The sequence below is a fragment of the Pelagimonas sp. genome, assembly GCF_050633425.1.
Lineage (GTDB): Bacteria > Pseudomonadota > Alphaproteobacteria > Rhodobacterales > Rhodobacteraceae > Pelagimonas.
Genome location: NZ_JBOEGM010000012.1, coordinates 146,408 through 166,025, shown reverse-complemented (window position 1 = coordinate 166,025; position 19,618 = coordinate 146,408). Strand labels below are relative to the sequence as shown.

The window sequence follows — 19,618 nt, the reverse complement described above, 5'->3', positions numbered from 1 at the left end:
AGAGGCGCATGTACTCCCAGGGATTGATTGGTGCCGATGGACGCACCGAAGAGACACAAGAGTTTTTGGACGCTTTCCAGAAACGTATTGATGCAGAAGAGAAAATTGAGCCTAATGATCCGATGCCCGAAGGGTACCGGCGGACATTGGTGCGCCAGATTGGTCAGCACGCCCATTCCGAGATCGTCGGGATGTTGCCCGAGGGCAATTGGATCACGCGTGCTCCTTCGCTGCGGCGCAAGGCTGCGCTGCTGGCAAAGGTGCAAGATGAGGGCGGGCATGGGCTCTATCTTTACTCCGCGGCCGAAACTTTGGGCGTCAGCCGGGAGCAGATGACGGAGGAATTGTTGAGTGGCAAAGCCAAATACTCTTCGATCTTCAATTATCCGACACTGAGCTGGGCGGATATGGGCACCATCGGTTGGCTGGTTGATGGTGCGGCGATCATGAACCAGATTCCGCTGTGCCGGTGTTCGTTTGGGCCATATGCGCGAGCGATGATCCGGGTTTGCAAGGAAGAGAGTTTCCACCAGCGTCAAGGTTATGAGATCGTCATGTATTTGGCGCGCGGCACCGAAGCGCAGCGCGAGATGGCGCAAGAGTCGTTGAACCGCTGGTGGTGGCCATCATTGATGATGTTTGGCCCACATGACGCCGACAGTGCGCATTCCGAACAGTCGATGGAATGGAAAATCAAGCGGTTCTCGAATGATGCGCTGCGCCAGAAGTTTATCGATGCGACCGTTCCGCAAGCGGAATTCCTTGGGCTGACACTCCCCGATCCGGACTTGAAATGGAATGATGACAAGGGCGGTTATGACCATGGCCCGATTGATTGGGATGAATTTTGGCGCGTTGTCAAAGGGGACGGTGTGATGAACCGCGACCGGGTGAAGGCGCGCAAAAAAGCATGGGATGACGGGGCTTGGGTGCGTGATGCTGCACTGGCCCATGCGGCCAAACGCGACGCTCGCAAACAGGCGGCTGAGTGAGTGATGTCTGGGTGGACGCTTGAGCCTTTGGCTCGTCGCCCCACCCGCCATCCCACAGCCGCGACATAGAATTTAGAAAGAGGATTGAGACCATGGCAAATGAAACGCCGCTTTGGGAAGTGTTCATTCGGCCGCGCAACGGGCTGAGCCATAAACATGTCGGCTCGCTCCATGCGGCGGATGAGGTCTTGGCGCTGAATGCTGCCCGTGACGTGTATACGCGCCGAAACGAAGGCACGTCGATTTGGGTGGTGCGGTCGTCGCAGATTGTGGCCAGCGACCCAAATCAGGCGGAAGAAAACTTTGAGCCAACCGGTGACAAAATCTATCGCCACCCGACCTTCTACGACATCCCCGACGAAGTGGGGCACATGTGATGGCCTTGTTTGATGCTGTTTTAGAGCTGGCTGATGATCATCTTGTGCTTGGGCACCGGGTGTCAGAATGGTGTGGCCATGCGCCGATGCTTGAGGAAGATCTTGCAATGCCGAACATGGCGCTTGATCTGATTGGGACCGCGCGGGTGTTGTATGATCATGCGGGCAAGTTGGAAAATGCAGGCAGGAGCGAAGACGCATTGGCCTATTTGCGGGGCGAGCGTGAGTATCGCAATTGCCTGTTGGTTGAGCGTGAAAATGGCGATTTCGCTGTCACCATGCTTCGCCAGTTTTATTTTGCCGCGTTTATGGAACCCTATTGGCGGGCCGCTGTGACCAGTTCCGATGAGGTCATTGCCGGGGTTGCTGGCAAGGCGGTCAAGGAAATGGCTTATCACATTCGTCATGCTGGCGAATGGGTGATCCGATTGGGGGATGGCACGGCTGAAAGCGCGGCCAAGATGCGTGATGCGGTCGATGAATTGCATCGTTATACGGGCGAATTGTTTGAAGAAGGTGCGGCAGAGGGGCAGGATGCCTTGCCCAGCCGGGCAGCAATCAGGCCCGATTGGGAGGCAACCGTTGCAGGTGTCTTTGCCGAGGCTGGCCTTGAAACACCGCAAGTGTCCTATCCGCAAACTGGTGGGCGCGATGGGATTCACGGCGAGGCATTGGGCCATATGTTGGCTGAAATGCAGGTCTTGGCACGGGCGCATCCGGGCGCAGTTTGGTGACCGTGGCACGTGCCAAACAACGGGCCTGGGAGGCCGCGGCCGCAGTGCCGGACCCGGAAGTGCCCTGTGTGACTGTGGCCGATCTGGGCATTTTGCGTGATGTGCAAATGTTGGACGGTGTAGCCGTGGCGCAAGTCACGCCAACCTATTCAGGCTGCCCGGCAACCCTTGCTATCGAGCTGTCCATCGAGGCGGCCTTGCGCGATGCCGGGTTTGACGCGCGGATCGAACGGGTGTTGTCCCCGGCTTGGACCACCGATTGGATCAGCACTGAAGGCCGGGAAAAGCTGCGCAAGTTTGGCATCGCGCCCCCCGAACCGGGCCAAGGCAAGGCTGCAATGTTTGCTGCGCCCGACGTCACATGCCCGCGCTGCGGCAGCGACAATACAAGCCGCATCAGCGAGTTCGGATCGACCGCCTGCAAAGCACATTACCAGTGCAAAGCCTGCGCCGAACCCTTCGACTATTTCAAATGTATCTGAGGAGAGATGCATGTTTCATGACCTGAAAATTTCCGCCATTCGCCCTGAGGGTGACGGCGCGGTGGCGCTTACTTTTGACGTTCCAGAGGCAGCCCAAGAGGCGTTCAAGTTTGCGCCGGGCCAATACCTGACCCTGCGTGCGGACATTGACGGGGCGGATATCCGGCGCAGCTATTCGATCGCCTCGGCACCGGGTGACCCGTTGACCGTTGGGATCAAGCAAGTCGATGGCGGGGTGTTTTCCACCTTTGCCCAGAGGCTTACGCCGGGCGAGAGCCTGCAGGTCATGCAGCCCGAGGGGCGGTTCACCTATCAGGGTGAGAGCAAGATCGTTCTGATCGCATCCGGGTCAGGCATCACACCAATGGTATCGATTGCGGCGCAGGCTCTGGCCCAAGGGGCCGAGGTTGCCCTTATCTATGGCAACCGTAACAGCGGGACGATCATGTTCCGCGAGGCGTTGGATGACCTCAAGGACCGCTATCTTGATCGGTTCACCCTGGTTCACGTTCTAAGCCGGGAGCCGCAGGATGTGGCGCTGCTCAATGGTCGGATTGATGGCGGCAAGGTCACGGCGCTGGCACAGGCTGGCGCGGTTGATTTGGCGGGAGCCGAGGGTGTCTTCCTGTGTGGTCCGGGCGGGATGATCGAAGACGTAACAGCCGCTTTGAATGGCACTGTCCCCCAAGACAAAGTGCATTTTGAACTTTTCTACACCGAAGACGGCCCCCGCCCGGAACGCTCGGCTGCTGCGACGGCTGCGGCCCAAGCTGGTGTGACCGTCGAGGTGGTGCTGGATGGCACCCGCCGTGCGTTTCAGGTTGAGGTCGGCGATGACGATGTTGTCGCCGCAGCAGCCCGCCAAGGGCTCGAACTTCCGTTTTCCTGCAAAGGCGGCATGTGCTGTACCTGTCGCTGCAAGGTGGTCGAAGGGGCTGCGGAAATGGCGACCAACTATTCGCTGGAGCCCTGGGAAATGGAGGCAGGCTTTACCCTCGCCTGTCAGGCACGGCCAACAACGGAAAAACTGGTTCTGGATTTCGACGCTGCATAAATGCGCATTGAAAGCCATACTTCGGCGGGGATTGGCTGAGCCAAAATCCGCTGGATGATCTGCGGCGAGACATGGCCTATTGATGGGCGCATGGATCGCCGTTTTTTCATTCTTGGGGCCTTTGCTTTGGCGGGCTGTTCCTCTGCTCGGTCGCAGGATCAACCTGCGGCCTCCGTGTCTGTTTCAAAACCGTTTGACCCACCTTTGTATCCCAATGAAACACCGGAACTTCGCGCGCAAATCAACAGGTGGGCGGATCACTATGAGTTGCCGCGCAGCTTGGTCCACCGCTTGGCAATCCGCGAAAGCACGCATCGGCCATGGGCGCGCAACGGGCCGTATTACGGGTTGTTTCAAATCCTTCCGCAAACCGCACGCACCATGGGGTATCAAGGCACGGCGGAGGGCTTGCTGGATGCCGAAGCGAATTTGGAATTCGCGCTGAAATACCTCAAGGGGGCCTATTTGGTGGCTGATGGCGACCCCGACGCCGCCATCATGTGGTATGCCAAGGGCTATTATTACGAGGCCAAGCGCAAAGGCTTGTTGGTGGAAACAGGTTTGCGCCCCGGTTAAGTGGCGTACGTGCTTCCTTCATCGTCCAAAATCGCCTTGAGTTCGGCCAGATGTCGGATGTCTTGCTCAGGATATTCCTCAAGCTCTTGGGCGGTTTTCTCAGCGATTTCATCGCTTAGAACATCAAGCTCCCTCCCGGTTTGGAGGGCTCGGATATAGGTTTCGGCAGAGCGTTCGAAATAAAAGAGCCTGTTAAAGGTGTCGGCCACGGTGTCGCCGATCACCATGACACCGTGATTGCCCATGATCATGACCTTTTGCTTGGGGTCCGTCAGCAAAGAGGCACAGCGTTCGCCTTCTTCTTCGAACGCCAAGCCACCGTAATGCTCATCTATCACCACGCGATTAAAGAAGGTCGCACGGTTTTGATCAATCGGAGGCAGGCGCTTGTCTTTGAGACAGGCCAAAACCGTCGCATGGATCGAATGAACATGCATCGCGCAACGGGCATGTGGGCAATGACGGTGGATGCCACCATGCAAGCCCCAGGCCGTTGGATCCGGCGCATTTGGCCCCTGAAGCGTTTCAGGATCATTGGCATCGACCACAATGAGATCCGAGGCACGAATGCGGGCAAAATGCATCTGGTTGGGGTTCATCAAGAACCGCGTACCCTCTTCATTGATGGCGAGGCTGAAGTGATTGGCGACGCCTTCGTGCATGTTGAGCCGCTCGGTCCAACGAAAAGCCGCAGCCATATCAACCCGTTCAGACCAATGTTCGATGTTTGCTTTGGGTGCGTTCATTTCTGGAATCCTTCTTTGAGTGCGGCATAGGCTTGGGCCCGGCCCCAAGTTCGAAAAGTAACTCTTTTGTTCCAACGTGCCCCGCCATGTCGCAAATGAGCCGTGGGGGCAACTTGGTCTGTCTGGAGCAATTTCCGGAGCAAGGTGGCACGATTGCGCGCCTTTGGCCTGGCCCAGCTCCCCTCGGCTTTGAAGGCAACATCGGTTCCGGCCATGCGCATGATTTGATCTCGGTCTTTCACAAATTCAAGACGCTTGGGGCCATCCACAGGTATGGCCATTTCTCCCGCGGAATCTAGTGTTAGAAAGAACTCAAGGCCGTTTTTCGTCCGGCGATTGGTCGCGATCCAACATTGGCTGCCATCGTCAAAGAATGACCAATCTCCAAACGCGTCGAACCGAGATGCGCGTGTGTTAGCAGCTGCTTCAAAAGCAAGCAGGCAGATTGAGATCAGAGCTAAAATGCCAAGGCGATATGTGATCAAATTAAAGCCCTTGACCAGAGCGAGGGGTGTTTGTGCGTCGCCAAAGCAGGAGATCGCTTTTCCCTTGGGATTGAATTTTGCATGAACAGACTGTGATGTTTGTATTTTTTGTTGTCAAACCTTCATGTTCTGATGGCTCAGATAGGCTTGATCCCACCGCGACAACCTGTCAGGTTCACTCAATTAAAGCGGAACGGCCGCTGCATTTTGATCTTGGGCTTGTGTGCCCGCAAGATCCGCCAGCCACCCGCCCCGCGCCATAAAAACAAAAGGAAAAACAATGCAGGATAAAGCCGCAGAATTACAGATCGTGTCACCTTTGGTCCCAATGGCCGAAACCTTCGAAGATCCGAGTGCCGCCGTTGATCGGCTGGTTGAGTTGTACGAAGCGGCCTCTGTGTTTTTGCGCGATCATTTTATGTCTGCCATGGCCCAAGGGCATCCCGGTGTGCGCTATCGTGCCTATTATCCTGAGATTAGTATTACCACGACCAGCTTTGCCAAGGTCGATAGCCGGCTAAGTTTTGGTCATGTGACCGCGCCGGGGTGTTATGCGGCGACGGTGACGCGGCCGAAAATGTTCCGTCATTACCTTGAACAGCAAATTGGCCTGCTGTTTCACAATCACGGGGTCAAAGTGCGGGTTGGGGTGTCTGATACGCCAATGCCCGTGCATTTTGCCGTGGCGAATTTCCCTGACACCACTGTGCCGCAAGAAGGGGCAGGGGCCTTTGTTTTGCGTGATGTCTTTGACGTACCCGATCTTGAAACCACCAATGACGACATCGTCAATGGGGTTGCCGATGCCGCGCCGGGTGAGCCTGCGCCGCTCGCGCCGTTCACCGCACAAAGGGTGGATTACTCGCTGGCGCGTCTTGCACATTACACCGCGACCGACCCCGAGCATTTTCAGAACCATGTGTTGTTCACCAACTACCAGTTCTATGTCTCGGAGTTCGAAGCCTATGCGCGTGAGCAATTGGCCGACCCAAAGAGCGGTTACACCAGTTTTGTCAGCACTGGGAATGCTGAAATCACAACGGCAGATGGCCAATTGCCCGACGCCCCTCGTATGCCGCAAATGCCGACGTATCACTTGAAACGGGACGGTGGGGCAGGGATCACTCTGGTGAATATCGGAGTTGGGCCTTCGAATGCGAAAACCGCGACCGATCACATCGCCGTTTTGCGTCCACATGCTTGGTTGATGGTTGGGCACTGCGCCGGGTTGCGAAATTCTCAAAGCCTTGGGGATTTTGTTCTGGCCCATGCCTATTTGCGTGAAGACAAGGTTCTGGATGACGATCTTCCGGTCTGGGTGCCGATCCCTGCTCTGGCGGAAATCCAGATCGCTTTGGAGCAAGCCGTGGCGCAGGAAACCCAGCTTGAAGGTTACGATCTTAAACGGGTGATGCGGACGGGCACCGTGGCCACCGTCGACAACCGAAATTGGGAATTGCGAGAACAAAGCGGCCCGGTTCAGCGCCTGTCGCAGTCGCGCGCGATTGCACTTGATATGGAGAGCGCCACAATTGCCGCCAACGGTTTTCGATTCCGTGTGCCCTATGGCACATTGCTGTGTGTGTCGGATAAACCGCTGCACGGGGAGCTGAAATTGCCCGGAATGGCGTCAGATTTCTATAAAACGCAGGTCGCGCGGCACTTGATGATAGGGATTCGCGCAATGGAAAAACTGCGCGAGATGCCACTTGAGCGTATCCACAGCCGGAAGTTGCGTAGTTTTGAGGAGACGGCGTTCCTTTGACGCCAAGGAAATTGCGCCGATGCGCCATGTTTTAAAGGATTTCTGCACGCCAATTGTTGTGTTTTCCAGCTACATCCTGTTTATTCCCGGCTCAGGGGCCCAAAGAGTTGGGCAGTGAAGGAGACCATTCAAATGGCGAATAAACCCATGACAAAGACTCAGCTGGTTGCTGCACTGGCTGAAAAAATGGACGCAGATAAAAAGACCGCTGGTGTGGCCTTGGATGCTGTTGTCGACATCATCACCTCCGAAGTTGCAGGCGGTGGCGCAGTGACCCTTCCGGGCGTTGGCAAAATCTATTGCCGCGAGCGCCCCGAGCGTATGGTGCGCAACCCCGCTACCGGCGAACAGTTCAAGAAAGAAGCAGACAAGCAGGTCAAAATGACCATTGCCAAAGCGTTGAAAGACAGCGTTAACGCCTAAGTCTGGTTCCATAGGAACAAAGAAAGGGTCGCGTTTGCGGCCCTTTTTATTTGCTCGGTTTAGGTCAGATTGGCCTCGAAAAAGTTTAACGTCCGCGTCCAGGCCAAAGCAGCGGCGGCTTCGTCGTAGCGCGGGGTGGTGTCATTATGGAAGCCATGATTGACGTCTGGGTAAAAGTGCACGCTGAACTGTTTTTGATGCTCTTTCAACGCATCGGAATAGGCATCCCAGCCTTCGTTGATCCGGTTATCAAGCCCGGCATAATGAATCATCAACGGTGCTTTGATCGCAGGCACGTCGCTTGCCGAAGGTTGTCGACCGTAAAACGGGACCGATGCCGCGAGGTCGGGATAGGCGACGGCCAAAGCATTACAGACTCCACCGCCATAACAAAATCCGACGGCACCGGTTTTGCCTGTGCTGTCGGGGTGGTCGCGCAAAAATTCAAAGGCGGCAAAGAAATCTTCCATCAACTTGGCGCGGTCCAGTTCGCGTTGCATGGTGCGGCCTTCTTCATCGGTGCCGGGATAGCCACCCAAAGGGGTCAACCCGTCGGGGCCAAAGGCGAGATACCCGGCCTTGGCCGTGCGGCGCACAACGTCTTCGATATAAGGGTTTAAGCCGCGGTTTTCATGGACAACAAGCACCGCAGGGAGTTTTCCGCTGGCATTTGCGGGGCGCGCCATCAGGCCGCGCATCGTGCCGTGACCGTTCGGGCTTGGGTACTCGGTAACCTCTGTCACAATCTCAGGATCATCAGGAGCGACCTGCTGGGCCCAAGCATAATTGGGTTGCAGCTGTTCCAAGAGCATTGCGCCTGTCACGCCAACGGCCGCATATTTACCGGCCTGGGTTATGAAGTCTCGTTTGGTGATTTTGCCATGCACATATCCGTCGAATATTTCCAGAATGCGCTGATCGAAGTCTTTGGCTTGTTTGCGGTGTGTCGGGGTCGTCGTCATGAGAATCTCCGAGAATGTCGCGGGTCTGGCGGCACGCGCCGACATGGATGTTAACACGCAGAATTGCCTTTGGGGGTCACGGAATGGTGAGGACGACGGGGACGCTTGTTGAGGTCGAGGCAAGCTCGCCCCAACCTCGCCCCACCCGCCATCCCATTCAGGCGATCAAAGTCAGGCGATCAAGCGCCAGCCGTCTGAAGAGGTTTCCAACGAAACTCAGCCCGGATAACCCCGTGATCGCCGGTGCCGGTGGTTTTGTGATCGTCGTAGTTCAGATGATCATTCGCCACCAACATTTCATCGAACGCCCACAACCGATCACTGGAATGGTCGTAGAACTCTTCGCTGAACAAGATGTGGTCCAGGCTTTCACGCTGGGACTTGTAGACATGGGTGTAATAGACATCCTTGGTGGATCTGTATTCCTGCAAAGTTTGCGCCGTATAAAGCGCCCGGTCCCCGCCGCCGACAGACAGGGGCGACAGATAGGTCGGTTGCTCTGTTAAGATGTTCAATGTGTTGCTGTTTTTGCCGTCATTCATGTCGCCGATCACGACAATTGGTGTCTTTGGACCTTCGGCTTTCTGGGTGATCAAAACGCGCAACGCAGCGGCTTCGGCAGATCGACGAATCGTCGAAAGCGTATAGCCAAGTGCCGTAGCATGCGGACCATGTATATCGCGATCATACCACGCGTTACGCCAGACCTGTGTCGGGCGGCGCGATTTGAAATGACAGACAAACACATGAATTAAGGGAACATCATCACGGGGTTGCACGGTGAAATGCAAAACCGGGCGCGAGAATCCGTTAAGGTTTACCGCAATATCAGGCGTTTGCGGATCATCACCATCGCTCTGTAACACGCATTCATCGGGGAAATCTGTGATCCATTCCGGCTCACCGACCAGAATATCTCGCCGGACGGTCGCGGCGCAAACGATGCGTTTGTCGTTGTGATCCGGTGGTACCAGCGCCATGTGACTGTCTTGCAAGTCGGCGGTGTCCAGCACGTCAAGGAGGGCCTGTTTGGCCCAGAGTTCCTGAAACCCGCAGACATCGGCATCGAGCCGCGCCAAGGTTGATCCAGACCATTGTAATTTTCGGCGATAGACTTCGTCGCTCCAGCCAGCGCCGCTATAAATTGGCTCTCCGGGCAGGTGCAGATTGTACAGGTTGAAGCTTGCAAAAGAAATGTCGCGGGCCGCCATGGTCCCCTCCCAATAATCGTAAAAGAATGATAGGAGTGTACCACATTCAACCAAAGGTTTAAACGATTGGATTGAAACAGCGTGGCGCGCCCCGGTTACATGGCGAAATCTTGCAGGCTTTGTCTTTGCTGACCGGATGCATCGAAATTGGAAGGGGCTAGCCAGTGTTCGAACTTGTTTTTTGCATCGGGCCATTCGCTGTCGATGATCGAGAACCAAGCGGTGTCGCGATTGCGGCCCTTGTAAATGGTGGCCTGTCGGAACGTGCCTTCGTAGCGAAAACCCAACCGTGCCGCCGCCCGACGTGACCCGGCGTTCAAGTCGTCGCATTTCCATTCATACCGACGATAGCCAAGCTCAAAAACGTGTTTCATCATCAAATACATAACGTCGGTCGCGACCGGGCGTTTCTGCATTCGTTTTGAAAAGTGGATATATCCGACCTCAATACTGCCGATCCCCGGCATGATCCGCAGGAATGAACAAAACCCAAGGGCCCGCCCGTCCAAATCCATGATCGTGTAAAACTGCGGGTCTTTGCTATGCTCGGCATTGGCACACCATGCGCGCGCCTCAGTGCGATCTGCCCAGGGGTCATCGGGCAAATAGGTCCAACCGCTACCGGTTTCATCGGTGGCAAAGGCATCAAACAAGCCGTCTGCATGACTTTCGACCAGCGGGACGAGCTGGCCGAAGCGCCCCAAAAGGGGACGATGAGGTGGAACGGGACAAGGGAAGACCCCCTCCACCTGATGCCCCACCGGTTGCCCGGTGGAAGATGTTTTATCCAAAGACACGCCCCAAGGCCCCGTCGACCGCTGTGATGATTTCGTCGATATCATCCTTGGTGGCGATCAAGGCTGGTGAGAAACACAGGGTGTTATTAAAGCCGGGCAAAGACCGGTTGGTGGCCCCGATGATGACGCCTTGGGCCATGCAATCGCCCACCACAGCTTGGACTTTCTTCTCATCCATAGGGGCGCGGGTATCATGGTCGGTGACCAACTCGGCCCCAAGGAACAACCCCTTGCCGCGCACATCGCCGATAACCTTGTGCTTGTCCTGAAGAACCGAAAGCTGGTCGAGCATGTAGTCGCCCATATCGGTGCAGTTTTGCAGCAGGTTTTCATCTTCGATAATGCGCATGTTTTCCATCGCCGCCGCTGGGCCAGCCGTGCAGCCGCCAAAGGTCGAGATGTCGCGGAAGTAGTTCAGCGGATCGTCAGAATCATCTTTGAACAGGTCAAAGACTTTTTCCGACGTGGTCAAACAGGCAATCGCCGCATAGCCCGAGGCCACGCCCTTGGCCATTGTCACCATGTCGGGTTCGATGCCGTATTGTTGGTAACCAAACCACTTTCCGGTCCGTCCAACGCCGCAAACGACTTCGTCGATATGCAGCAAGATATCGTATTTCTTGCAGATTTCCTGAACACGCTGCCAATAGCCTTCGGGCGGAGTGATGACGCCGCCGCCTGCTGTTACCGGCTCAAGGCAGAGCGCGCCAACAGTGTCCGGCCCTTCGCGAAGAATGACCTCTTCGATCTGATTGGCCGCCCATTCACCATAGTTTTCGACTGGCGCGCCTTGATCCCCGGCGCGGTATTCAAGGCAATGAGGTACACGCACGAAGCCCGGTGTATAGGGGCCATACTGCGCGCCGCGCTCGTCCTGGCCACCCGCGCTCAGGCAGGCAATAGTGGTGCCGTGATAATCGCGGTCGCGATACAGAACTTTGTGCTTTTTGCCGCCATAGCGTTTGTGCGCAATCTGGCGCACCATTTTGAAGGCTTTCTCGTTCGCCTCAGAGCCTGAATTGCAATAGTAAACCCGCGTTTGTCCGGGCATTTTCGAGATGAGCTTTTCCGCGTAAAGCGCCCCAGGAATCGACCCAGCAGAACCTGCAAAATACGGGAGCTTGATCAACTGATCGGCGACTGCTTTGACAATGCTTTCACGGCCATAGCCAACATTCACGGTCCAAACGCCACCAGAAACAGCATCAAGATGCTCTTTGCCGCTTTGATTCCAGACCCGCATACCCTTGCCTTCGACAATGATATTGGGATCCTTGGTCTCAAATTGCTTGTGCTGCGTCAGGTGGTGCCAGACATGGGCCTTATCGGCCGCAACAACGTGGCTCAGATCGTTCTGGGAATAGGTTCCATCCATTGTAGGGGCCTCCTGTTTAGGTTCATTGAAACTGACGGATTTCTCCGGACTTGGGCACAAGAGCCTGAAAGAAAGGCAGCCGATAGGGCCAGTGAGTGAATTGATGTATGTCCAAATAGTCTCATTAATTGACGAAATGGTTTTCCTGTAAAATTGAAACTCATTTAAAATCAACTGGTTGTCCTGTGGAATATTCTGCCCAAGGGCGCTGAAATCCGAAACTCCTTGCGGAAAAAACATTGATCCGTTGCCCGTTTTCCGGTCGGATCAAGACGAGCACCACACAAAGTGGGGCCAAGGTTGCTGGGCGACTGGGCTCTGACAACAGTTTTGCCGGATCAAAAACGCCGGTTCCAATAGGGAGAATACGACATGACACTCAAAACATATTTGAAGGGCGCAGCTGCTGGTTTGGCCGTTTTGGCAGGGTCGCAGGCCGCATTCGCGGACGGCCATGGCATAACCGTTGCCTATTTCCTGGAATGGCCGATGCCGTTTGAATATGCCAAGGCGACGGGCCTCTATGACGAAGCGCTGGGCATGGAAGTGAAATGGGTCAGCTTTGACACAGGGACAGCCATGTCCGCAGCGATGGCGTCGGGCGACGTTCAGATCGCAGTAAGCCAAGGATTGCCGCCATTTGTTGTCGCAACAAGCGCGGGCCAGGATCTTCAGATCATTGATGTCGCGGTGAGCTATTCTGACAATGACAACTGCGTTGTTGCCGAAGCCCTTGAAATTGATGCGGACTCAGCTGGCGAGCTGGCTGGTAAAAAGGTTGCAGTTCCACTGGGCACCGCCGCGCATTACGGTTTTCTCAAGCAGATGGGTCACTTTGGTGTAGACCCGGCAGGCATGGAAATCGTCGATATGGCGCCGGTTGATGGCGCAGCGGCCCTGTCGCAAGGCGCGGTTGACATGGCGTGCGGTTGGGGCGGCGGTCTGCGCCGTATGCTTGACCACGGCAATGTACTTTTGACCGGTGCCGAGAAAGAAGAGTTGGGTATCTTGGTGTTTGATGTCACGTCTGCGCTATCGGGTTGGGTTGCTGAAAACTCTGACACTGTTGCCAAATTCCTTGAAGTGACGGCCAAAGCCAATGAAATGTGGAACTCTGGCGACAACACCGCCGAAATGCTTCCGGTGATCGCCAAAGATGCGGGCATGGAAGAAGAGGCGGCTCAGGCTTCGCTGGCGACATTCACATTCCCATCCCTGGATGAGCAACTGAGCGAAAAGTGGCTCGGTGGCGGTGCGCAAGACTTCATGAAAGGTGTGGCAGAGGTCTTTGTTGCAGCCGGTGCAATCGACGGGGCATTGGACAGCTATGCTGACAATGTCAACGCGGGCCCGCTCGAAGCGCTCAAGTAAACGACCATCTCGTTCTCGAGGGGCGCGCTTTGGCGTCGTCCCTCGGGACCAAAAATCGTCGACGATTTTTGCAAAAGTCATTGATGACTTTTGTTCCCGTACCCCTATTAGCAAAAGGCCAGCTTGGATGAGCGGACTTTCCATTGAAAACCTGTCTATGCGCTTTGACCTGCCCAACGGCTCGTCTGTTCAAGCGCTCAAGGACGTCTCTTTGCAACTTGCCGAAGGCGAGCTGCTCAGTGTGCTCGGCCCCTCGGGCTGTGGCAAAACCACATTGCTGAACATCGCTGCGGGCTTTTTGGCCCCAACCGAAGGCGCAATTCGTCTGAACGGCCATGAGGTCCATGGGCCAGATGCCGAACGCGGCATGGTCTTTCAGAAGGGGGCCTTGTTCGAATGGATGAGCGTGCGTGAAAATGTCAGTTTTGGCCCACGCATGGCGGGCCAACGCGAGGCGCAATATGGTGAAGAGGTTGACCACCTTCTCGACATCGTCGGCCTGAAAGATTTCAAAGAAAAGGCTATTTACGAACTGTCAGGCGGGATGCAGCAACGTGTGGCCTTGGCCCGTTGTCTGGCAAATCACCCCGATGTCATCTTGATGGATGAACCGCTTGGGGCGCTTGACGCGTTGACGCGCGAAAAGATGCAGAGCCTTGTGCTTAAACTTTGGAAAGAAACCGGCAAGACCATTATCCTGATCACCCATTCGGTCGAAGAAGCGCTTTTGCTTGGGGAACGCCTGCTGGTCATGGCCCCGCGACCGGGGCGTATTCATCGCGAATACCGTTTGCCCTTTGCTGATCTCGGCGTTGGCCAAGATCTGCGCGAAGTCAAAAAGCACCCCGATTTTGCCGTGAAACGCGAAGAGATTCTCAGCATGATCTGGGACATGGAAGAAGAAATTATGGGACGCACGGAGGAATCGGCATGATCGTCTTTTTGATATACGCCGCGATTTTTGTGGCTTCTTATTTCTTGGTCAAATTTGTGGTGCAAAAAGCCAGCAATGACTACACTTCGCTCAAAACGGTCACCTTTGGCGATGAAAGCGCGGTACGGCCCAATCGCATTGCGTCCTTTGTGTCGATTGCCTCGATCTTTTTCCTCTGGGGGGCTTTTACTGGCTCTAGCTGGGTGCCGGGCTTTTTGCATGCGCCGGGCCCGTTTATGGGCGATGCGACCTTTACCTACACCGCAACCGCCGATGGGCAGGACGCTGATGATGCAACTGTCACCATTCGGGTGTTTGAAGTTGGAACCGATGTGGAAACACCGGTTGTCGAGCCAGGCGAAGGGTGGGCCAAGAACGATTCAGACACTGTCGGGGCTTGGCGGTCCGGGCTGGTGCGTGTTGATAAGAATGACGAATTTGGCCGCAAAGAGGGCCACACCATCACGGCGGTCAATGGCCAACCCATCGCGCCAGGTCAGTCCGTTGAAACCGAGTTTGGCCGCGTCGGGATGAGCCCCAAGGGCACGCTAAATTTTGAACCAAGCAAAGGCTGGCAGATGGAGCCGATCTGGCTGCCATCCCCCGAAGCCGTGGTTGCGCGGTTTGGCGATATTGCCGCAAATGGCTATCGCGGTAGCTCACTTTGGGCGCATCTGGGCATCTCACTACAGCGGGTCATCTTGGGCTTTTTCTTTGGGGCTTTGGTTGGAATTCCATTGGGCTACGCCATGGGGCTGTCTGATTGGTTCCGCGGCTGGTTTGACCCGATTGTCGAATTCATGCGCCCTGTTCCGCCTTTGGCCTTGATCCCGTTGGTGATTATTTGGGCGGGTATCGGCGAAACCGGCAAAGTCATTTTGCTGTTCCTAGCCGCGCTTTGGATCATGGCAATTGCTGCGCGGGCCGGTGTGTCAGGTGTGGCGATCTCCAAGGTTCATGCTGCCTATAGCCTTGGCGCATCCAAGGCGCAGATCATGCGTCATGTCATTGTTCCCAACAGCTTACCGGAGATTTTCACCGGAGCGCGGGTGGCTATGGGGGTCTGTTGGGGCACGGTTGTTGCCGCCGAACTGGTCGCTGCGGAACAAGGCGCGGGGATGATGATCATGGTCGCATCCAAGTTCCAGCTGACCGACATTGTGATCATGGGGATCATCCTGATCGGCATCATCGGCTTTGGCATCGATATTCTAATGCGTCTGGCTGAAAAGGCTTTGGTCCCGTGGAAGGGTAAAATCTAAAGCAGGATCATCGCAAAAAACCAAAGGGCGGGAAATTCCCCGCCCTTTTTCATGTCTGGTCCAATGTCTTAGCTATCGGACGCTTCAGGATCGCTCGCGGCTTCCGAACTCATCCCATCCAGCGTTGTCAAAAGATGGGTCACCTGCCCATCGAGCCAACTGCGCCCGGCGTCAACTTTGGCGACATAGGTCGCTAAAATCGGCTTTGCCTGCGGCACCTGAGCCTCGATCATCGGCGCATAGGCATACACCCCAACCGCGATCCCAGCCAAAACCACCATGGTCAAAAAGCCCCTGCCAAACCCACCTTTTTTCTTGGGCTGCTCAGGGGGCCGCTCTTCTCCCTGCGCATTGTCAATCACCCTTGTTTCCGACGTTGATCGCAAGGTTTGATTGATTTCCTCCACATCAGGGAGCAAATCGCGACGTGATCCAGCCGCCGCCGCAGCAGCAGCCTGCGCAACTGCATAATCACGGTCCTCAGGCTCGGGCGAAGCCGCTGGCGGCTCTGTCGGGGCGGGCCGGGGCGCTGTCGGGGGCGCTGTCGGGGGCGCGGTATCTTCACCGCGCATGCGTGACATGCGGACACGCGCTTCTCTTGATCGACGCGCTAATTCGTCTTCACCGGGGTCCTGCAATCCCAAATCCGGCTGACTTTCGAGCGTTTCAGCAGCGCGTTGAGTGGCCTCATACTCACGCTCCTCACGGAACAGCTCTGCCATATCGGGGTCAATCGAACGTGGCTTTGCGGGCGGTTCGGGCTCCGATGACGAAGGTACGGTGTCAGGCGTTGGGATGGCCTCAGAAACCGGAGGGATTGGGTCTTGGGCCAGTTCCAATTCCTGATCAGGATGGCGCTGAAACCACGTATGCGCGCAATTTGAACATTGCACATCGCGCCCGTCTTTGGGCACCACATCTGAAGGCACTTCGTATTGCGCCCCGCAATTTGGACAGATCAAACGAATTCTGCTCACCTCTTGTCCCCTTACCACGACCCAAAAACGTTAACGGCCTTTGTTAGCGACAATAGGTTGCATGGATCGGCGGGAAAAGTCCAATTTTACCAGTGCGGCGTTGCAACTATGCCCGCCGTGCGTCAAAACAGGTGCGTTGGAAATGTCACAGGTGGTGCAGGCATGATTGAGCTGAACAATGTTGCCTATAGCTATGGCGGAGACGCCTTGCTGAACGACATCACGTTCAGCCTTGCTCCCGGGTCTTTTCATTTCCTGACCGGCCCATCCGGGTCTGGCAAGACGACCTTTTTGAAACTCTGCTATGGGGCGTTGTTGCCGACGGATGGTGTTGTGCGCATCTTCGACAAATCCGCGGGCGATATGGGGCGTGATGAAGTGGCCCATGCTCGGCGCAGGATCGGCGTTGTGCATCAAGATTGCAAATTTCTCGACCACCTGCCGATCAATGAAAACATTGCTTTGCCGCTGTCGGTGTCAGGTCAGGCGACACCGGATCAATTTGCCAACCTTCAGGAATTGATGTCTTGGGTTGGTCTTGTTGGGCGCGGTGACGCGCTTCCCCCCGAATTGTCGGGGGGCGAACGGCAACGGGCGGCTCTGGCGCGGGCTTTGATCATGTCGCCGGATGTGATTCTGGCGGATGAACCGACAGGGAATGTCGATTGGGAAATGTCCCAGCGTTTGCTGCGACTTCTGGTAGAGCTAAACAAAATGGGCAAAACGGTGATGATCGCGACCCATGACATGGCCCTTATCCGCGCGGCCAAGGCGCTGGTGTCGGCACGGGTACTGCGGATTTCCAACAACACCCTGCAATCAGCCGGGGTTGATCTATGAAGCGCATTTGGGAATTTTTTGCTCCGCTCTTGAAGCCGGATTCAGGGGCTGACCGTGTTGTACCGCCATCAGGGTTTACCGTTCGGCTGACGGTGTTTACCTCGGCGGCAATGGCATTTTTGACGGTCTTCGCGTTGGCCTTGTCACTGGCGGCTGGGCGTTTGGGGCAAAGCTGGGGGGATGAACTGGCGCGGTCGTCTACGATCCGAATTTCAGCCCCCGCAGGGCAAATGGCAGCCCAAACCGAGGCGGCGCTCAAGGTCTTGACCCAGACACCGGGTGTGGAATCGGCCCGCGCGTTGAGCGACGAGGAACAACAAGCGCTGCTCGAGCCATGGTTTGGCCCCGGCCTGCCGATTGACCAGCTGCCTGTGCCGCGATTGATTGAAATTTCAGAAACATCCGAAGGGTTTGACGCGGACGGCCTCCGACTGCGACTTCAGGCAGAAGCCCCCGGTGCGGTTTTGGATGAACACACGCGCTGGCGCAAACCGCTGGTCGCGGCGGCAGGGCGCTTAAAGCTGCTGGGCTGGGTGTCGATTTTGTTGATCACGACCACAACCGGGGCGATGGTGACGCTGGCCGCGAATGCATCGCTTGCGGCCAATGCCCAAGTGATCGAAGTGTTGCGTCTTGTTGGTGCGACCGATGGTTATATCGCCTCGGCTTTCGTGCGCCGGTATACGCTGCGTGTTTTGGCGGGGGCGGCTGTTGGCACCGTTGCCGGATTTGTTGCGATCTTGTTGATGCCCGGAGGATCGGACGCGGGTGGGTTTCTCACCGGGCTGAGGTTTCAGGGCTGGCATTGGCTCTGGCCAGCGGCGGTTCCGCCTTTGGCTGCGATGGTGGCCTTTGCCGCAACACAAGCTGCCGCTCGGCGCGTTTTAGGAGAATTGGCCTGATGCAATGGCTTAAGTCGCTGATCTTTGTGATCTATATCTACCTGTTTATGGCCGTTTGGGGCATTGTCTGTTTTCCATTGCTCTTGCATCCCAAAGGCGCACGCTGGGTCTGTAACGTCTATGCGGGTCATGTGATTTGGTTGGCGCGGGTGATGCTTGGCATTCGCTCAGAGGTGCGCGGCCCTGTCCCCACCGACGAGGTGGTGATTGCCGCCAAACACCAGAGTTTTCTCGATATCATGATCATCTACCGCGCCGTTCCAGCCGCGAAATTCATCATGAAGCGCGAACTGATTTACACGCCATTTATCGGCCAATACGCATGGCGTTTGGGCTGCGTTCCGGTCAATCGCGGCAAGCGTGGGCAGGCGATTGCGAAGATGATTGCGGACGTCAAAAAGGGCGCTGCACAACCGGGGCAGTTGGTGATCTATTCCCAAGGCACACGTGTCGCCCCCGGCGATTACAAACCCTACAAAATCGGGACTGCCGCCATTTATCGCGAAACTGGAATGCCCTGTGTGCCTGCTGCGACCAATGTCGGGCTCTTGTGGCCACGCAAGGGTATTTTGCGCAAGCCGGGGGTGGCCGTGGTTGAATTCCTTGACCCCATTCCACCGGGGGTGGAGAAAGCCGAATTTATGGCCCGACTGGAAAAAACCGTTGAGGCCAAATCAAATGCCCTGATGAAGGAGCTCGGATTCGATGCGGAAAGTCACCTCGTTGAAAGCGCTAAGCGATCTGTATGATGAACCGATGGAATTGGCGCTGCGCAAGGTCGCAGGCCGAATAACACCCTTGTACAAGGCGTGGATCGTGGGGGCCCGGTTTTGTGTGCTCTCAACCGTTGGGCCACAAGGCGTGCATGGCAGCCCGCGCGGGGATGATGGTCCTGTGGTGCGGGTGGTCGATGAGCAGACCATCCATATGCCCGATTGGCGCGGGAACAATCGCATTGATGCGCTGCGTGATATCGTCAGTGATGGGCGCGTGGCGTTGCTGTTTTTGGTGCCGGGAAGCAATACCACGGTCCGTGTGAATGGTCGGGCGTTTTTGACCGATGATGCAGCGCTGCGTGCAGGATTTGCGCGCGGTAAGATTCAGCCATCGACGGTGATTGTTATTGAGGTTGAGGAGGTCTTTACCCAATGCGCCAAAGCTTTGATGCGTTCTGGGCTATGGGCGCGTGACGATTCAGCTGAGGTGCCAACGGTGGGCGAAATCCTCGAGGATATGACGGAAGGCGATATTTCGGCCAAACCGTATGATCAGGGATATGACGAACATGCCAAACCGCGGATGTGGTGAGTTGGAGTAAGCAGCAGAAAAAAGGAAACGCCCAGATTTGATCTG

The 19,618-nt window shown here is 56.0% G+C and carries 22 protein-coding genes; 15 read left to right on the top strand and 7 right to left on the bottom strand.

The window, feature by feature from the left end; all coding sequences use genetic code 11:
- Window positions 1-8: 8 nt before the first annotated feature.
- From paaA to ACRBB0_RS09890, 6 genes are all read left to right on the top strand, one after another.
- On the top strand, window positions 9-992 hold the full coding sequence (gene paaA, locus ACRBB0_RS09915) for a 1,2-phenylacetyl-CoA epoxidase subunit PaaA (protein WP_431374276.1): 984 nt from the start codon (window positions 9-11) through the stop codon (window positions 990-992).
- Window positions 993-1,084: 92 nt separating this feature from the next.
- Window positions 1,085-1,369 (top strand): 1,2-phenylacetyl-CoA epoxidase subunit PaaB, encoded by a 285-nt coding sequence (gene paaB, locus ACRBB0_RS09910; RefSeq protein WP_431374275.1) that lies wholly within the window; start codon window positions 1,085-1,087, stop codon window positions 1,367-1,369.
- Entirely contained in the window at window positions 1,369-2,103 is a 735-nt protein-coding gene (paaC, locus tag ACRBB0_RS09905; protein ID WP_431374274.1) for a 1,2-phenylacetyl-CoA epoxidase subunit PaaC, read from the top strand. Before paaB ends, paaC begins: the two co-directional genes overlap by 1 nt.
- Window positions 2,097-2,585, top strand: a complete 489-nt coding sequence (gene paaD / locus ACRBB0_RS09900) for a 1,2-phenylacetyl-CoA epoxidase subunit PaaD (protein WP_431374273.1) — start codon at window positions 2,097-2,099, stop codon at window positions 2,583-2,585. The genes paaC and paaD overlap by 7 nt, the downstream gene beginning before the upstream one ends.
- A gap of 10 nt (window positions 2,586-2,595) precedes the next feature.
- Complete coding sequence (locus ACRBB0_RS09895) at window positions 2,596-3,639, top strand: 2Fe-2S iron-sulfur cluster-binding protein (protein ID WP_431374272.1); 1,044 nt, start codon at window positions 2,596-2,598, stop codon at window positions 3,637-3,639.
- A 90-nt stretch (window positions 3,640-3,729) separates the two neighbouring features.
- Complete coding sequence (locus tag ACRBB0_RS09890; protein WP_431374271.1) at window positions 3,730-4,215, top strand: transglycosylase SLT domain-containing protein; 486 nt, start codon at window positions 3,730-3,732, stop codon at window positions 4,213-4,215.
- Here ACRBB0_RS09890 and ACRBB0_RS09885 read toward each other — a convergent pair.
- Both ACRBB0_RS09885 and ACRBB0_RS09880 read right to left on the bottom strand, forming a co-directional pair.
- Window positions 4,212-4,961: a class II aldolase and adducin N-terminal domain-containing protein gene (locus ACRBB0_RS09885; protein ID WP_431374270.1), complete on the bottom strand. Its 750-nt coding sequence runs from the start codon at window positions 4,959-4,961 to the stop codon at window positions 4,212-4,214. The two genes, ACRBB0_RS09890 and ACRBB0_RS09885, sit on opposite strands and share 4 nt — an antisense overlap.
- Entirely contained in the window at window positions 4,958-5,446 is a 489-nt protein-coding gene (locus ACRBB0_RS09880) for a hypothetical protein (RefSeq protein WP_431374269.1), read from the bottom strand. Before ACRBB0_RS09880 ends, ACRBB0_RS09885 begins: the two co-directional genes overlap by 4 nt.
- A 280-nt stretch (window positions 5,447-5,726) precedes the next feature.
- Between ACRBB0_RS09880 and ACRBB0_RS09875 the strand changes: the two genes are divergently transcribed.
- Together ACRBB0_RS09875 and ACRBB0_RS09870 are read left to right on the top strand one after the other, a co-directional pair.
- Window positions 5,727-7,211 (top strand): AMP nucleosidase, encoded by a 1,485-nt coding sequence (locus ACRBB0_RS09875; protein ID WP_431374268.1) that lies wholly within the window; start codon window positions 5,727-5,729, stop codon window positions 7,209-7,211.
- A gap of 132 nt (window positions 7,212-7,343) precedes the next feature.
- Entirely contained in the window at window positions 7,344-7,634 is a 291-nt protein-coding gene (locus tag ACRBB0_RS09870; protein WP_431374267.1) for an HU family DNA-binding protein, read from the top strand.
- 59 nt (window positions 7,635-7,693) lie between these two features.
- Here the strand turns inward: ACRBB0_RS09870 and yghX are convergent, their stop codons facing one another.
- The 4 genes from yghX to ACRBB0_RS09850 form a co-directional block, all read right to left on the bottom strand.
- Window positions 7,694-8,596, bottom strand: coding sequence for a YghX family hydrolase (gene yghX, locus ACRBB0_RS09865; RefSeq protein ID WP_431374266.1), 903 nt, complete (start codon window positions 8,594-8,596; stop codon window positions 7,694-7,696).
- Between the two features lie 179 nt (window positions 8,597-8,775).
- Window positions 8,776-9,807 carry an endonuclease/exonuclease/phosphatase family protein gene (locus ACRBB0_RS09860; RefSeq protein WP_431374265.1) on the bottom strand — a complete coding sequence of 344 codons (1,032 nt, stop codon included), beginning with the start codon at window positions 9,805-9,807 and terminating at the stop codon, window positions 8,776-8,778.
- Between the two features lie 95 nt (window positions 9,808-9,902).
- The gene (locus ACRBB0_RS09855; RefSeq protein WP_431374264.1) at window positions 9,903-10,604 is read right to left on the bottom strand and encodes a GNAT family N-acetyltransferase; all 702 of its coding nucleotides are present in this window, start codon (window positions 10,602-10,604) and stop codon (window positions 9,903-9,905) included.
- Window positions 10,591-11,979, bottom strand: coding sequence for an aspartate aminotransferase family protein (locus ACRBB0_RS09850; protein ID WP_431374263.1), 1,389 nt, complete (start codon window positions 11,977-11,979; stop codon window positions 10,591-10,593). Before ACRBB0_RS09850 ends, ACRBB0_RS09855 begins: the two co-directional genes overlap by 14 nt.
- 372 nt (window positions 11,980-12,351) lie before the next feature.
- Here ACRBB0_RS09850 and ACRBB0_RS09845 point away from each other — a divergent pair, with 372 nt between their 5' ends.
- The 3 genes from ACRBB0_RS09845 (at window position 12,352) to ACRBB0_RS09835 (ending at window position 15,546) form a co-directional block, all read left to right on the top strand.
- Window positions 12,352-13,350: an ABC transporter substrate-binding protein gene (locus ACRBB0_RS09845; RefSeq protein WP_431374262.1), complete on the top strand. Its 999-nt coding sequence runs from the start codon at window positions 12,352-12,354 to the stop codon at window positions 13,348-13,350.
- A gap of 127 nt (window positions 13,351-13,477) precedes the next feature.
- Window positions 13,478-14,284 carry a taurine ABC transporter ATP-binding protein gene (locus tag ACRBB0_RS09840; RefSeq protein WP_431374261.1) on the top strand — a complete coding sequence of 269 codons (807 nt, stop codon included), beginning with the start codon at window positions 13,478-13,480 and terminating at the stop codon, window positions 14,282-14,284.
- Window positions 14,281-15,546, top strand: a complete 1,266-nt coding sequence (locus tag ACRBB0_RS09835) for an ABC transporter permease (protein WP_431374260.1) — start codon at window positions 14,281-14,283, stop codon at window positions 15,544-15,546. The genes ACRBB0_RS09840 and ACRBB0_RS09835 overlap by 4 nt, the downstream gene beginning before the upstream one ends.
- Before the next feature lie 68 nt (window positions 15,547-15,614).
- On the opposite strand, the gene ACRBB0_RS09830 is transcribed toward ACRBB0_RS09835, so the two are convergent.
- The gene (locus ACRBB0_RS09830; protein WP_431374259.1) at window positions 15,615-16,523 is read right to left on the bottom strand and encodes a zinc-ribbon domain-containing protein; all 909 of its coding nucleotides are present in this window, start codon (window positions 16,521-16,523) and stop codon (window positions 15,615-15,617) included.
- A 162-nt stretch (window positions 16,524-16,685) separates the two neighbouring features.
- Between ACRBB0_RS09830 and ACRBB0_RS09825 the strand changes: the two genes are divergently transcribed.
- From ACRBB0_RS09825 to ACRBB0_RS09810, 4 genes are read left to right on the top strand one after another with little or no spacing between them, the layout of a single operon-like run.
- The gene (locus ACRBB0_RS09825; RefSeq protein ID WP_431374258.1) at window positions 16,686-17,363 is read left to right on the top strand and encodes a cell division ATP-binding protein FtsE; all 678 of its coding nucleotides are present in this window, start codon (window positions 16,686-16,688) and stop codon (window positions 17,361-17,363) included.
- On the top strand, window positions 17,360-18,265 hold the full coding sequence (locus tag ACRBB0_RS09820) for a cell division protein FtsX (RefSeq protein ID WP_431374257.1): 906 nt from the start codon (window positions 17,360-17,362) through the stop codon (window positions 18,263-18,265). Before ACRBB0_RS09825 ends, ACRBB0_RS09820 begins: the two co-directional genes overlap by 4 nt.
- Window positions 18,265-19,014 (top strand): lysophospholipid acyltransferase family protein, encoded by a 750-nt coding sequence (locus ACRBB0_RS09815; RefSeq protein ID WP_431374256.1) that lies wholly within the window; start codon window positions 18,265-18,267, stop codon window positions 19,012-19,014. The genes ACRBB0_RS09820 and ACRBB0_RS09815 overlap by 1 nt, the downstream gene beginning before the upstream one ends.
- The gene (locus ACRBB0_RS09810; RefSeq protein WP_431374255.1) at window positions 18,971-19,573 is read left to right on the top strand and encodes a pyridoxamine 5'-phosphate oxidase family protein; all 603 of its coding nucleotides are present in this window, start codon (window positions 18,971-18,973) and stop codon (window positions 19,571-19,573) included. The genes ACRBB0_RS09815 and ACRBB0_RS09810 overlap by 44 nt, the downstream gene beginning before the upstream one ends.
- Window positions 19,574-19,618: the final 45 nt, after the last annotated feature.